General features: G+C 67.1%; 10 protein-coding genes. 7 read left to right on the forward strand and 3 right to left on the reverse strand.

The annotated features are described in order from the left end of the window. Positions 1-61 precede the first annotated feature (61 nt). The 7 genes from ykgO (at position 62) to LK996_RS00260 (ending at position 5,559) form a co-directional block, all read left to right on the forward strand. The gene (gene ykgO / locus LK996_RS00230; protein WP_010342887.1) at positions 62-187 is read left to right on the forward strand and encodes a type B 50S ribosomal protein L36; all 126 of its coding nucleotides are present in this window, start codon (positions 62-64) and stop codon (positions 185-187) included. Positions 188-367: 180 nt separating this feature from the next. Next, the gene (locus LK996_RS00235) at positions 368-754 is read left to right on the forward strand and encodes a hypothetical protein (protein ID WP_425493687.1); all 387 of its coding nucleotides are present in this window, start codon (positions 368-370) and stop codon (positions 752-754) included. Beyond that, the gene (locus tag LK996_RS00240) at positions 754-1,779 is read left to right on the forward strand and encodes an agmatine deiminase family protein (protein ID WP_230525170.1); all 1,026 of its coding nucleotides are present in this window, start codon (positions 754-756) and stop codon (positions 1,777-1,779) included. The genes LK996_RS00235 and LK996_RS00240 overlap by 1 nt, the downstream gene beginning before the upstream one ends. Beyond that, complete coding sequence (locus tag LK996_RS00245) at positions 1,776-2,666, forward strand: carbon-nitrogen hydrolase (RefSeq protein ID WP_230525171.1); 891 nt, start codon at positions 1,776-1,778, stop codon at positions 2,664-2,666. The genes LK996_RS00240 and LK996_RS00245 overlap by 4 nt, the downstream gene beginning before the upstream one ends. 70 nt (positions 2,667-2,736) lie before the next feature. Continuing rightward, positions 2,737-3,345, forward strand: a complete 609-nt coding sequence (locus LK996_RS00250) for a TetR/AcrR family transcriptional regulator (protein ID WP_230525172.1) — start codon at positions 2,737-2,739, stop codon at positions 3,343-3,345. Positions 3,346-3,365: 20 nt separating this feature from the next. Beyond that, positions 3,366-4,292 carry an alpha/beta hydrolase gene (locus LK996_RS00255; RefSeq protein ID WP_230525173.1) on the forward strand — a complete coding sequence of 309 codons (927 nt, stop codon included), beginning with the start codon at positions 3,366-3,368 and terminating at the stop codon, positions 4,290-4,292. A 46-nt stretch (positions 4,293-4,338) separates the two neighbouring features. Further along, entirely contained in the window at positions 4,339-5,559 is a 1,221-nt protein-coding gene (locus LK996_RS00260; protein ID WP_230525174.1) for a TraB/GumN family protein, read from the forward strand. Positions 5,560-5,676: 117 nt separating this feature from the next. Here LK996_RS00260 and LK996_RS00265 read toward each other — a convergent pair whose 3' ends face one another. From LK996_RS00265 to LK996_RS00275, 3 genes are read right to left on the reverse strand one after another with little or no spacing between them, the layout of a single operon-like run. Beyond that, on the reverse strand, positions 5,677-8,784 hold the full coding sequence (locus LK996_RS00265) for an efflux RND transporter permease subunit (protein ID WP_230525175.1): 3,108 nt from the start codon (positions 8,782-8,784) through the stop codon (positions 5,677-5,679). After that, positions 8,781-12,278 carry an efflux RND transporter permease subunit gene (locus LK996_RS00270; protein ID WP_230525176.1) on the reverse strand — a complete coding sequence of 1,166 codons (3,498 nt, stop codon included), beginning with the start codon at positions 12,276-12,278 and terminating at the stop codon, positions 8,781-8,783. The genes LK996_RS00265 and LK996_RS00270 overlap by 4 nt, the downstream gene beginning before the upstream one ends. A 31-nt stretch (positions 12,279-12,309) precedes the next feature. Beyond that, entirely contained in the window at positions 12,310-13,449 is a 1,140-nt protein-coding gene (locus LK996_RS00275) for an efflux RND transporter periplasmic adaptor subunit (protein ID WP_230525177.1), read from the reverse strand. Positions 13,450-13,628: the final 179 nt, after the last annotated feature.

Raw genomic sequence — 13,628 nt, forward strand, 5'->3', positions numbered from 1 at the left:
AGAAAACCCGTCAGAATGCGCGGCTTCGCGTCACACCCATCAATCTTTGCCGAGGTTTTCCATGAAGGTCCTGTCCTCTTTGAAGTCGGCGAAGGCCCGTCACCGCGACTGCAAGGTGGTCCGCCGTCGTGGCAAGGTCTTCGTGATCTGCAAGTCCAACCCGCGTTTCAAGGCGCGCCAGCGCTGAGCCACGGGCACTTGCCTGAGCGATGAAAGCCGCCGCGAGGCGGCTTTCTCGTTTCCGGGGCATGCGTCTTCGAGGCATGCGTCGTGCGAAAGGTGACGCACGCGTCATCCCGGCGCCCGCATCCTTGTGCTTACAATCCGGCCACTGCATTCAGGTGAATGCGCTGGGGAGAGAGCTCGCATGATCGTTCGCATCGTGGTTTCGTCGTTCGCCCTCGCCTTCTCGGGCATGGCGTTCGCGCAGGACAGCGCGCCGCAGGCGCAGGACGCGCAGCCGGCGCAGGAAGCGCGGGTCGTGGAGGGCGACACCCTCCTGATCGAGCGCGTGCAGCAGGAAAACAAGTCGGCGATGCCCGCCCGCGGCATGACCATGCAGCAGGTCGAGGCGCAGTTCGGCGCGCCGGCCAGCAAGCTCGATCCGCGCGGCGGCCAGAAGAAGCAGTGGCCGACCATCAACCGTTGGACCTATCCGACGTTCACCGTCTACTTCGAGAAGAGCCGCGTCGTCGACGCCGTCGCCATCAAGGCCGACGCAAACGAAGTGGGCCCGAAACCCGCCATCCGCTGATGACCGAACGCTTTCCCGCGGAATGGGAACCCCAGTCCGCGGTTCTCATTGCCTGGCCGCACGCCGACACCGACTGGGCCGACCGCCTGGGCGACGTCGAGGACACCTACATCGCCCTCGTCAAGGCACTCGTGCGTTACACGCGCGTGGTGATCTGCGTCGCCGATGAAGACCTGCAGACGTACGCCGAGGCGCGATTGCGCTCCAATCGCGTCGACCTGTCGCGCGTGCGATTCGTCGAAGTCGAATACGACGACACGTGGTGCCGCGACAGCGGCCCGATCACGCTGCGCACGGACGACGGCTTCAACCTGCTCGATTTCCGCTTCACCGGCTGGGGCGGCAAGTTCGAAGCCAGTCGCGACGACCGGTTGATCGAGAACCTCGAAGCGCACGGCGTCTTCGATCGCGCGCATCGCACGCCGATCGACTTCGCACTCGAAGGCGGCGCGATCGAAACCGACGGCGCCGGCACGCTGCTCACGACGTGGAAGTGCCTGCACGAACGCCATCCCGACGCCGACCGTGCGTCGCTCGAAACGCGCCTGAAGGACTGGCTGCGCCAGGACCGCGTGCTGTGGCTCGACCACGGCTACCTCGAAGGCGACGACACCGACGCGCACATCGACACCCTCGCCCGCCTCGCGCCGAACGACGCGATCGTCTTCCAGGCCTGCGACGATCCGTCGGATTCGCACTACGCCGAACTGCGCGCGATGTCCGACGACATCGCCGCGCTGCGCACGCGCGACGGCAAGCCGTACACGCTGTATCCGCTGCCGTGGGCGCAGCCGGTGCTGGACGAAGGCCGGCGCCTGGCCGCGTCGTACGCGAACTTCCTGATCGTCGATGGCGCCGTGCTGATGCCCGCGTACGGCGATCCCGCCGATGCACAGGCCGCCGCGGTGCTTGAAAAGGCCTTCCCCGGTCGCGACATCGTGCAGGTCCCGTGCCGCTCGCTGATCTGGCAGAACGGCAGCCTCCACTGCATCACGATGCAATTGCCGCAAGGACTCGTGCGATGACCCGCAAGACCACGTTGCCCGTCGCGCTCATCCAGGAGCGCAACCATGGTTCGGCCGACGACAACCTGGCGGTGATCGAATCGCGCGTGGCCGAAGCCGCCAGGCGCGGCGCGAAGCTCGTGCTGCTGCAGGAGCTGCACAACGGTCCGTACTTCTGCCAGCACGAAAGCGTCGGCGAGTTCGACCTCGCGGAAACCATTCCCGGCCCGAGCACCGAACGCCTCGGCAAGCTCGCGAAGCAACACAACCTCGTGCTGGTGAGTTCGCTGTTCGAGAAGCGTGCGACCGGCCTGTACCACAACACCGCGGTCGTGTTCGAAAACGACGGCCGTGTCGCGGGCAAGTACCGCAAGATGCACATCCCCGACGACCCGGGCTTCTACGAGAAGTTCTACTTCACGCCGGGCGACATCGGGTTCGAGCCGATCGACACGTCGGTCGGTCGCCTCGGGCTGATGGTCTGCTGGGACCAGTGGTACCCCGAAGGCGCGCGCCTGATGGCGCTCGCCGGCGCGGAACTGCTGCTCTACCCGACCGCGATCGGCTGGGATCCCGATGACGAGCAGGCCGAAAAGGATCGACAGCGCAACGCATGGATCCTCAGCCACCGCGGCCATTCGGTCGCCAACGGTCTGCCGGTGCTGAGCTGCAATCGCGTCGGTCACGAGGCTTCGCCGCTGGGGACCTCGGGCATTCGGTTCTGGGGCTCGAGCCACGTGCTCGGTCCGCAGGGCGAGTTCCTCGCCGAGGCCAACCAGGACGAACCCGAGATCCTGATGGCCGAGGTCGACATGGAGCGCAGCGAGCATGTGCGGCGGATCTGGCCGTTCCTGCGCGATCGCCGCATCGATGCGTATCAGGATTTGCTGAAGCGCTATCGCGATTGATCAGTTCGCCTCACGGGCGTACCGACGAGCGGTCGGATAAAAACGAACGATCGTGCTATCGTCCGCTCCCATGACCACCCAGACCGCCACGACCAAAGGCGCCGCGACCCGCGAGTCCATCGTCGCGCGGGCCTACGACATCGCCCGCGCCTCGGGCGTCGAAGGCTTGTCGATCGGGCCGCTCGCCGCCGCGGTGGGCATGTCGAAGAGCGGCGTGTTCGCGCACTTCGGTTCGCGCGAAGACCTGCAGCTCGCGGTGCTCGAAGAAGCGGCGCTGCGTTTCGGCAACGCCGTGCTGATGCCGGCGCTGTCGCAACCGCGTGGCCTGCCGCGTTTGCGCGCGATCATGGAGCACTGGTTCGAATGGGTGCGCAGCACTGCCGGCGGCGGTTGCGTGTTGATGGCATCGGTCATGGAATACGACGATCGCCCCGGCGCATTGCACGACCAGGTCATGCACAACGAACGTCGCTGGCGCAGCGAACTCGCGCGCGCCGTGCAACTCGCGATCGATGCGGGCCACCTGGTGCCCGCCGACGTCGCGCAATACGTGTTCGAGCTTTACGCCATTCCGCTGACCGTCCACCACGAAGCCGGCTTGTTCGGCTACGACGTGGCGCGACGCCACGGCGACGCCGCCGTCGAGCGGTGGATCGCCGCCAACTCCCCCCAACGCTGATCGCACTTCGGAGGCCCCCCATGGCATCGCCTGTCTCCAGAATTAGCACGACCGTTCGCTCCTCGCTGCAGCTTGGCGCGGTGCGCCTTCGCTTCCAGGTCCTCGGTGCATTGAATCCGCGCACGACGTTGCGCGCCGCGGGCAAGTTGTTCGCGACACCGTTCCGTTCGAGCCGGGCGCGCGCCATCGCCGCGCCGATCGGCGATGCGCGAACGAGCAGCTTCACCGTCAACGGCCAGGACATCGCGACCTACGTGTGGGGCAATCCCGCGCGCCAGCCGTACGTGCTGTTCGCGCACGGCTGGTCGAGCCACGGCACGCGTTTCCTGCCGTGGGTGCCGAAGTTGCGCGAAGCTGGTTACGCGGTGGTCGCATTCGACCAGCCGGCGCACGGCCGCAGCTCGGGCGAACAGGCGACCCTGCCGTGCTTCGCGAACACGCTGCTCGAAGTCGGCCGTCGCTTCGGCCCTGCGGCGCTGCTCGTCGGGCATTCGCTCGGGGGCGCCGCGGCGAGCGTCGCGCTCGCGCATGGCCTGCAGGCCGAACGCGTGCTGCTGATCGCACCCGCGGCGGACCCGGAGGCGGCGACCGAACGCTTCGCGCAGATGGTCGCGCTGCCGCAGCGGCTGTTCCGCGCGCTGATCTGCTCGTTCGAACGCCACGTCGGTGTCGCCTTCGACGACCTGCAGGCGCATCACAACGCGCCGCTGATCGCGCGGCCGGCACTGATCGTGCACGACCTCGAGGATCGCGAAGTGCCGTGGTCGGAAGGCGAGCGATATGCGCGCTACTGGGCCGATTCGCGCCTGGTGACGACCCGCGGCCTCGGCCACAACCGCATCGCCGGCGACGCGGGCACGATCGCGGCGGCCCTGCGCTTCCTGCGCGGGGAAACGGTCGGCGAACGCGTCGTGTCCTCGCCGAACCTGCCGTACGGTTTCGCCTGATCTGCGCGAGCGTCTATGCTGCGCGACCGCAGCGACGTTCTCCCAGATGACCGATTCCCCGACGCAAAGCACCGCCCTCGCCGACCAGCCGCACGTTCGCGTCGATCGCGACGGCGTCGCCTACACGCTGCTGGGCACCGCGCATGTCTCGCGCGCGAGCGTCGATGCCGTGCGCGCGGCGATCGCAAGCGGCGATTACGACACCATCGCGGTCGAACTCGATCCGCAGCGCCTCGCGGCGCTCTCGGATCCCGACGCCCTCGCCCGCCTCGACCTGGTCAAGGTGTTGCGCGAAGGCAAGACTGCGTTGTTCGCGGCGAACCTCGGGCTCGCCGCCTACCAGCGTCGCCTCGCCGAACAGCTCGGCATCGAGCCCGGCGCCGAGCTCAAGGCCGCGGTCGTCGACGGCCGCGAGCGCAACCTCGCCGTGCACCTGATCGATCGCGATGTCGGCCTGACGTTCAAGCGCGCGTCGCAACGCCTGGGCTGGTGGGGACGCGCGAAGCTCGGCGGCGGTCTCGTCGCGTCGTTGTTCGCCGACGAAGACGTCGGCCACGACGAGATCGAAAAACTGAAGCAAGGCGACCTGCTCGAATCCAGCTTCGGCGAATTCGCGGAAGACAGCCCCGCGTTGTTCGACACGGTGATCTCCGAACGCGACCGCTACATGGCCGCGCGCCTGCGCGAGAGCGCGAACGCCGAAAGCGGCGCGCGGCACGTGCTCGCGGTCGTCGGCGCGGGCCACCTGCAGGGCCTGGCGAACCACCTGCGCGAAGAAACGCGCGCGCCCGCCGACATCCGCACCGAGCTCGAAGCGGTGAAGGAGAAGTCGGGCTTCCCGTGGTTCACGATGATCCTCGCGGCCTTCGTGCTCGGCGGTTTCGCGTGGGGCTTCTGGCGCGGCGGCCTGGACGTCGGCGCCGAGCTGATGATGTATTGGGTGTTCATCACCGGCACGCTTGGCGCGATCGGTTGCGCCGCGGCGGGCGGTCATCCGCTCAGCATCATCGCCGCGTTCATCGCATCGCCGGTGACGCCGCTGCATCCGGCACTCGCATCCGGCACCGTCAGTGCGCTGGTCGAAGCGTGGGTGCGCAAGCCGACCTACGCGGACTTCATGGCGTTGCGCGACGACGTGCAGAGCGTGCGCGGCTGGTATCGCAACCGCGTCGCGCGGGTGTTGCTCAACTTCTTCCTCACGAGCCTGGGCACCGCGATCGGTGTTTGGCTGGGGGGCGCGAAGATGCTTGGGAAGTTGCTCGGGTAGGAGCAAAACAGGGGTCAGAGCACAATTTCCGGTGGAAATTGCGATCTGACCCCCGTCGCTTCGATCAGGTCGCGCGTCGTCAGATCCGCGTCGCTTCGAGCAAGTCGCGTTGGCGGATCAGTCGACGTTGAGGGCGGTGACGGTCGCCGCCGCGGGCGACGCCTGCTTGCCGCGCGCACGCGCGATGGTGCGGGCCGTGCCCAGGCGCAGGTCGTCGAGCATCGCGTAGATCGTCGGCAGGAACAGCAGGCTCACCACCGTCGAGAACGCGAGGCCGCCGGCGATCGCGCGCGCCATCGGGTAGTACGCGGGACCGTCGCCGGCCATCTGGGTGTTGCCGACCGCGATCGGCACCATCGCCAGGATCGCCGTGCCCATCGTCATCAGGATCGGGCGCAGGCGCTCCTTGCTGCCTTCCACCAACGCATCCGTGCGGGACAGTCCTCGTCGACGCAGGTTGTTGATGTGTTCGACCATCACGATGCCGTTGTTCACCACCACGCCCATCAGCACCAGGATGCCGATGAAGGCCATGATGTTGAACTCGGTGCCGGTCAGCCAGAACAGCCAGTACACGCCGAAGATCGAGAACAGCACGCCGCTCATGATCGCCGAGGGGAACAGCAGCGATTCGAACACCGCGGCCATCACCACGTAGATCATCACCAGCGCGAGCACGAGGTTCATCATCATCTGCTTGACGGCCTCCTCGTCGCTCATGAACTCCGGCCGTTCGAACGAGTAGCTGTAGCCCGGCGGGAAGCCTTCCCGCGCCTTGCCCAGCGTTTCGTCGATGGCCTTGCGCGAATCCGGCTGCGTGACCTTATCCGCGATGCCTGCCGTGATCGTGAGCGTGGTCTGGCGGTTGGTGCGCTCGATCGACGACGCGGACGGGCGCACCGCCACGTTGACCATCGCGAGCAGCGGCACGCTGCGGCCATCCGCCGCACGCACGGTGAAGCTGGCCAGGTCCTCGGTGCCGTAATCGTCGGCGCCCGCGAAACGCACCCACACGGGCACTTCGATGTCGCCGCGACGGAACTCGCGCAACGGCGCGCCGCGCAACGCCAGGCCGACGAAGGTCGCCACGTCGTTCGCGGTGAAGCCGAAGGCCGCCGCGCGTTCGCGGTCCACCTGCACGGTGAGTTCGCTGTTCTGGTCGCCGCTGTCGATGCGCACGTCGCGCAGTTCCGGGCGGCGCGCGAGCAACGGCACGACATCCTGCGCGATCTCGTTGAGCGTCTGCGTCGAGTCGCCCACCAGCATCACCTGGATTTCCTTGCCGTCGTTGCCGCCTTCCATGCCGCCCTGGTTGCCGATGCCGATGGTGGCGCGCGCCGACTTCGGCATCTCCTTGCGCATCGTCTCGGTGATCTTCGCGATCTCTTCCCCGTCCTTGGTCGACAGCTTGACGTTGGTGCCCGCCCAGCCCTGCTCGCGGTAGCGCGAGAAGACCTGGTCGATGTGGAAGTCCTTGCGGTGCGCGTCGAGGTACTGTTCGACCTTGAGGATCTCGGCCGACATCTGCTCCTTCGTGTAGGCGCCCTTCCACTGGTAGTAGATGTCGATCTCGCCGAGGTCGTCGCCGCCGAACATGTTCGACTTCGTCCACATCATCGGGCCGATGCTCACCACCACGATCATCAGGATGCCGAGCACGCTCAGGCCGCGGTGTTCCAGCGTCCAGCGCAGCAGGCCGGCGTAGCGGCGCTGCAGGCGCGAGATCACGCCGTTCTCGTTGCGCACCGCCGGCGGCGTCTTCATGCGCGCCGACAGCATCGGGATCAGGCTCACGGCCACCAGCCACGAAGCGAGCAGCGATACGCAGATAGTGATGGCGATCTGGCCCATGTAGATGCTGATCATGTTCTTTTCGCCGAACAGGTTCGGCACGAACACGATGCAGTGGCACAGCGTGCCCGCCGACAGCGCGATGGCGACGTGGCGCGTGCCGATGATCGAGGCGAGCACGGGCTGTCCGCCGAGGCGTTCGCGCTCCTGGTAGATGCTCTCCACCACCACGACCGCGTTGTCGACCAGCATGCCGATCGCCAGCAGCAGGCCCATCATCGTCAGCACGTTCAGCGTGATGCCGACGAAGTACATGAAGCCCAGCGTCATGATGAAGCAGATCGGGATCGCGAGCGTCACCATCAGCGTCGACGGCCAGTGGCGCAGGAAGAAGTACAGCACCGCGATCGACAGCAGCAGGCCGATGCCGCCGGCTTCGGCGAGGCCGAGCAGCGAACCGGTGACGCTTTCGCCGGCGTCCCATTGCACGAGCATGTCGAGGTCGGGAACGCCGCCTTCCTGCTCGATCAACGCGAGTTCGGCGCGCACGCGGCGCGAGACGTCGACGAGATTGGCGTCGCGTTCCTTGTACACGTCGATGCCGACCGCCGGGCGTCCGTCGAGGCGACGGCCGTAGGGCATCTTCTCCGGCTTCAGGCGCACCTCGGCGACATCCGACAACCGCACGCCGGGCCCGAGTACGACATCGCGCAACTGCTGCAGGTCGGCGAGTTCGCCGATCGGCTGCACGCGCAGGCGTTGCACGCCGTCGTCGATCTGGCCCGCGGACACCGAGAAGTTGATCGCGCGCAGCGTCGCGTCGAGTTCGTTGAGCGCCAGGCCGTGTGCGTTGAGGCGGTCCTGGTCGATCGCGATCTCGACTTCGTTCTGCGGCGCGCCTTCGACTTCGACCTTCGCCACGCCCGGGATGCGCTCCAGGCGCCGCTTGTAGATGCGGTCGATGCGGTCGAATTCCTTGGTCAGGTCCAGCGTCCTGCTGGTCAGGCGCAGTTCGAGCGCGGGCTCGTCGCTGGTCGACCACTTCCACACGTAGTAACGCTGCAGATCGTCGGGCAGGTCGTTGCGGATCGCGTCGATGCGTTCGCGCGCTTCGGCCGCGGCGATCTCGATGTCGCGGTCCCAGTCGGAGAACATCAGGAACACGCTGCCCTGCTCCGACGTCGCCTCGCTCTGCATCGACTTGACGTCGGTCATGGTCGAGAGCGTTTCCTCGACCGGGCGCAGGATCGTGCGTTCCACTTCTTCCGGCGTGGAGCCCGCGTACGGCATCTGCACGAAGAGGAACGGCGCCGACACGTCGGGCATCGCCTCCAGCGGCAGGCGCACCGCCGCGATCAGGCCGACGACCACCATCGACACGAACAGCATGATGGTGGTGACGGGCCGCTTGATGCTGAGCTCGGCGATGCTCACGAGTGGGCCTCCGGCGCCGCGTCGCCACCGCTGCCGTTGAGGGGATCCTGGTCGTGCTCGATCAGCGTCTTCGCGGCCTTCGCATCGGCGCGCTGCTTGCGCAGTTTCTGCGCGTAGTACTCGTCCGAGCGGCGATCCAGCAGGTCGTACACGACCGGGATCACGACCAGCGTCAGCATCGTGGAGACCATCAGGCCGCCGATCACGGTGATCGCCATCGGCGAGCGCACTTCCGCGCCTTCGCCGAAGGCGAGCGCCAGCGGCAGGAAGCCGAACAGCGTGCACAACGTGGTCATCGCGATCGGACGCAGGCGCGAGCGCGCACCCTGGATCAGGGCCTCGTGCTTCGGCACGCCTTCCTCGCGCAGCTGGTTCACCTTGTCGATGAGGATGATCGCGTTCTTCACCACCAGGCCGACCAGCAGGATCAGGCCGATGAACACCACCACCGAGATCGCCGAGTTGGTGATCAGCAGCGCGAGCACCGCACCCACCAGCGCGAGCGGGATGGTGAACAGGATGACGAACGGGTGCAGCAGCGATTCGAACTGCGAGGCCATCACCAGGTAGACGAGGAACACCGCGAGGCCGAACGCGAACATCAGCGACTTCACCGAGCGCGTCAGTTCCTCGCCCTGGCCGCCGATGTGCATGCCGACGTCGGCGCCGAGCGGCGACTCGCGCACCATCGTCTCGACTTCCTGCACCGCCGTGCCGAGGTCGATGTCGCGCAGGTTCGCCGACACGATCGCCACGCGCACCTGGTCGGCGCGGTGGATCTCGCTCGGGCCCGTGCCCGCGACGACTTCGGCCACCGACGACAGGCGCACCGGCGTGCTGCTGTTCGGATTGACGATCAGGTTGCGGATGTCGTCGACCGACCTGCGATCGGTTTCCTGCGCGCGCACCAGCACGTCGATCTTGCGATCGCGGAAGGAGTAGCGCGTGGCGACTTCGCCGCGCACCTTCTTCACCACGACGTCGGCGATCTGGCGCGTGGTCAGGCCCAGCGACGCGGCGCGGTCCTGGTCGAAGCGGATCTGGATCTCGGGGAAGCCCTGCTCCACCGTCGAGGTCACGTCGGCGTAGTGCGGGTTCGCGCGCAGCATCGTCGCGAGTTTGCGACCCGCGGCTTCGATCTGCGGCAGGTCCGCGCCCTGCAGTTCGATTTCCAGCGGCGTCGAAAGGCTGAAGAGTTCCGGACGGCTGAAGTCGAGCTGCGCGTCGGTGCGGCCCTGCATGCTGTCGCGGAGTTTCTCGGTGAGTTGCGCTTCGATCTTCTCGCTGCCGCCGTCCTTCATCACCGCGGTGAGCTTGGCGATGTTCTCGCCGCTCTCGGTCGGGCTCGCATCCAGGCGCGTGCCGGTGCCGCTCACGCCGTACAGTGCGTTGAGATGCTCGTCCTTGCCGTGTTCGCGCTGCAACCCCTGCACGACGCGATCGGTGTCGCGCAGCGGCGTACCGGGCGGCAGCTTCACGGTCATCTCGAAACGATCCTGCGCGAGCTGCGGGATCAGGTCCGCGCCGAGCAGCGGCACGCACAGCAGCGTGGCGAGGAACGCACCGGTGGCGATCGCGACGACCTTGCGCGGATGCGCGAGGGCGTTGGGCAGCGTGCGCAGGTACAGCGCTTCGAGGCGCTCGTAGATGCCCATCGCGAAGCGGCTGAAGGCGTGCATCACCGGACCGACGACAGCGGAGACGCCACGCCACGCCTTCACGAACAACCAGAAGATCCCGAAGAACAGGTTGCGCAGCGCCCAGCCGATGCCGCGGCCGGTGGCGGCGACGGGCTTCTGCCACTTCTTGTCCGGCGTCCACTGCGGATGCGGCGCTTCTTCCTTGAACGCGAGCGGCGCGCGGCCGCGGATCGAGGACAGCATCGGGATCAGCGTCATCGACACGACCAGCGAGATCGCGATGGCGAGCGCAACGGTCAGCGCCTGGTCGCGGAACAACTGGCCGGCGATGCCTTCGACGAACACCAGCGGCAGGAACACCGCGATCGTGGTCAGCGTCGACGCAACGACGGCCATGCTCACTTCGCGCGTGCCGGCGATCGCGGCTTCGACGACGCCGAGTCCGCGTTCGCGCGCCTTGGCGATCGATTCGAGCACGACGATCGAGTCGTCGACCACGAGACCTGTTGCGAGCGCGAGGCCGCCGAGCGACATCACGTTGAGGCTCAGGTCGAACTGGTCCATGAAAAAGAACGTGGTGACGATCGACACCGGCAGCGACAGGCCGACGACGAACGTGCTCCAGCCGTCGCGCAGGAACAGGAAGATGATCAGGATCGCGAGCGCGCCGCCGACCACCGCATCCCATTTCACGTCGCTGATCGCGTGGCGGATGAACTGCGACTGGTCGTCGATGACCGTCAGTTCGATGTCCGGCGGCATCTGCTTCTTGATCGTCTCGATCTGCGCCGCGATGGCGTCGGCGGTGGCGACGGTGTTGGCGTCGCCTTCCTTGTAGATCGCGAGTTCGACGGCTTCATGGCCGCCGAGGCGAATGATCGCTTCGCGTTCCTTGTAACCCTGGCGAACGTCGGCGATGTCCTTCAGGCGAATGGGCCTGCCGCCGGCGACGGCGGCTCCGCCCGACGACGCGCCCTGCACCGACGCCGCCGCGGCCATCGCCGCCGCATTGCCGGTCGCTGCGGCCACGCGCGCCATTTCGTCGGCCGCGCTCGACGCACCACCGGCACCTGCGGCCTGCGTGGTGACGAGCATGTCGCGGATTTCGTCGACGGTCGCGAACTGGTTGACCGTGCGCACGAGGAAACGCTGCGAGCCTTCTTCCAGGCGACCGCCGGAGATGTTGATGTTCTCCTGCTGCAGGCGCTGGATGACGGTGTCGATCGGCAGGTTGAGCTGCGCGAGCTTCTGCTGGTCGATGTCGACCTGCACTTCGTCCTCGAGACCGCCGCCGACCTTGACCGCGGCGACGCCTTCGACCGGTTCGAGCTTCTTCTTCAGGTCATCGTCGGCGTAGCGGCGCAGCGCGGTGAGCGCGGCCTGCGAATCGCGCGCCTTGTTGGCGAGCACGAGGCGCATGATCGGCGCCGTCGACGGATTGAAGCGCAACAGGACCGGCGGCTTGGCTTCGAGCGGAAGCGCGAGCGCTTCCATCTTGTCGCGCACTTCCAGGCTCGCCTTGTCCATGTCGGTGCCCCAGGCGAACTCGAGCACGACGTCGCTCTGCCCGGTGCGCGAAACCGACTTGAGTTTGCGCAAGCCCTTCACCACGCCGACGGCTTCTTCCACCGGCTCGGTGATCAGCGTTTCGATTTCCGCGGGCGCGGCGCCCGTGTATTCGGTGCGCACCGTCAGCGTCGGATAGCTGAGATCGGGCAGCAGGTTGACCTTCAGGTTCGACAGCGCGATCAGGCCGAAGAGGAAGAAGGTGAGCGTCGCCATCATCACCGTGACGCGGCGACGGGTGGAGAATTCGACGACGCTGAACGATGCAGAGTCTGTGGTGTGGTTCACGCGCGGGCTCCGGGCCTGGGGCGGTCGTCGATCAACGCGCGGCGGTCGCGGCGGCGACGCCCTTGCCGGCGGCAGCCGGCGCGGCGGGCTTCTGGTCGCCGACGATGGTCACCGGGCTGCCTTCGCGCAGCGCGACCTTGCCCGCGGTGACGACCTGGTCGCCGACCTTCAGGCCATCGCGCACTTCGGCCCACTGGCCATCGAGGTAGCCGAGCTTCACCGGCACGCGCACGGCCTTGCCCTGCTTCACCGCGAACACGGCGGCCTCGCCTTCGTCTTCGAGCAACGCGACGCGCGGCACGACGAGCGCGTCGGTGCGCTGGTCGTAGTCGATGCGGATGCGGCCGAACATGCCGGGCTGCAGCGCACCGCCGCCGTCGAACGTGCAGATCACGCGGAACGTGCCGCTGCCCGCGTCGACGACCGGCGCGATGCGATCGATCGTGCCCTGGAACTTCTTGCCGGGCAGTGCGTCGACCGCGAGGTCGACCGTCAGGCCAGACTGCAACGTGGCAACTTCGCGTTCGGGCACGTTGAGCGTGGCTTCCAGTTGCGAGTTGTCGACGATGCGGAAGATCGGCGTGTTGATCTGCACGAAGTTGCCGTCCTTGATCTTGCGCTCGGCGATCACGCCGGAGATCGGCGCGACGACGTTGGCGTACGACAGTTCGAGGTTGGCGAGGCGGTTGGCCGCGCGTGCGTTCTCGAGGTCGAAGCGGATGGTGTCGATGTCGTTGGCGCTCATCAGCTTCTGCTCGGCGAGCGTGACCGAACGCTTGTAGTTGGCTTCGAGCTTGTTCATCAACGCGGCGGTCTGCGCGGCCTGCAACTGGGCGCGCGAGGCGTCCAGGCGCACGAGCGGCTGGCCGGCCTTCACCTGCTGGCCTTCCTCGACCAGCACGTCGAGCGCGACGCCGGAGGTCTTGGCGACCACCTGCGATTCGCCGCGGGCTTCGAGCGGCGCGGTGCCGGTGTAGCTGGCCGCGATCGGCCGCTTGGCGGCGGCCATGACCTCGACCGGGATGGCGTCGGGGCCCTTGTCCCCTTCCTTGTCCTTGGCCATGGCGTCCCCGTCGCCCTTCTTGCAGGCAGAAAGCGCGAGGGTGCAGGCGATGAGGACGAGACCGGCGCGACGGATGAAGCGGCCGTTGGAGGAGGCAATGGCAGGCATGGAGGCAGACCCTTTGGGTGTTGTAGTCAAGTAAATCACTCCAACCTTCAGCCGCCATGCGCCATAGGTCATGGTGACTTCACGGTGGATTTCTGGTGCGCGCGAACAAAGGCGCGATCGACGATAGGGATGCGTCGGACATCCAACCGGTTGCACGACGGGCTACGCGCGCGACGGCC

It is taken from the genome of Noviluteimonas lactosilytica (genome assembly GCF_020866925.1).
Lineage (GTDB): Bacteria > Pseudomonadota > Gammaproteobacteria > Xanthomonadales > Xanthomonadaceae > Noviluteimonas > Noviluteimonas lactosilytica.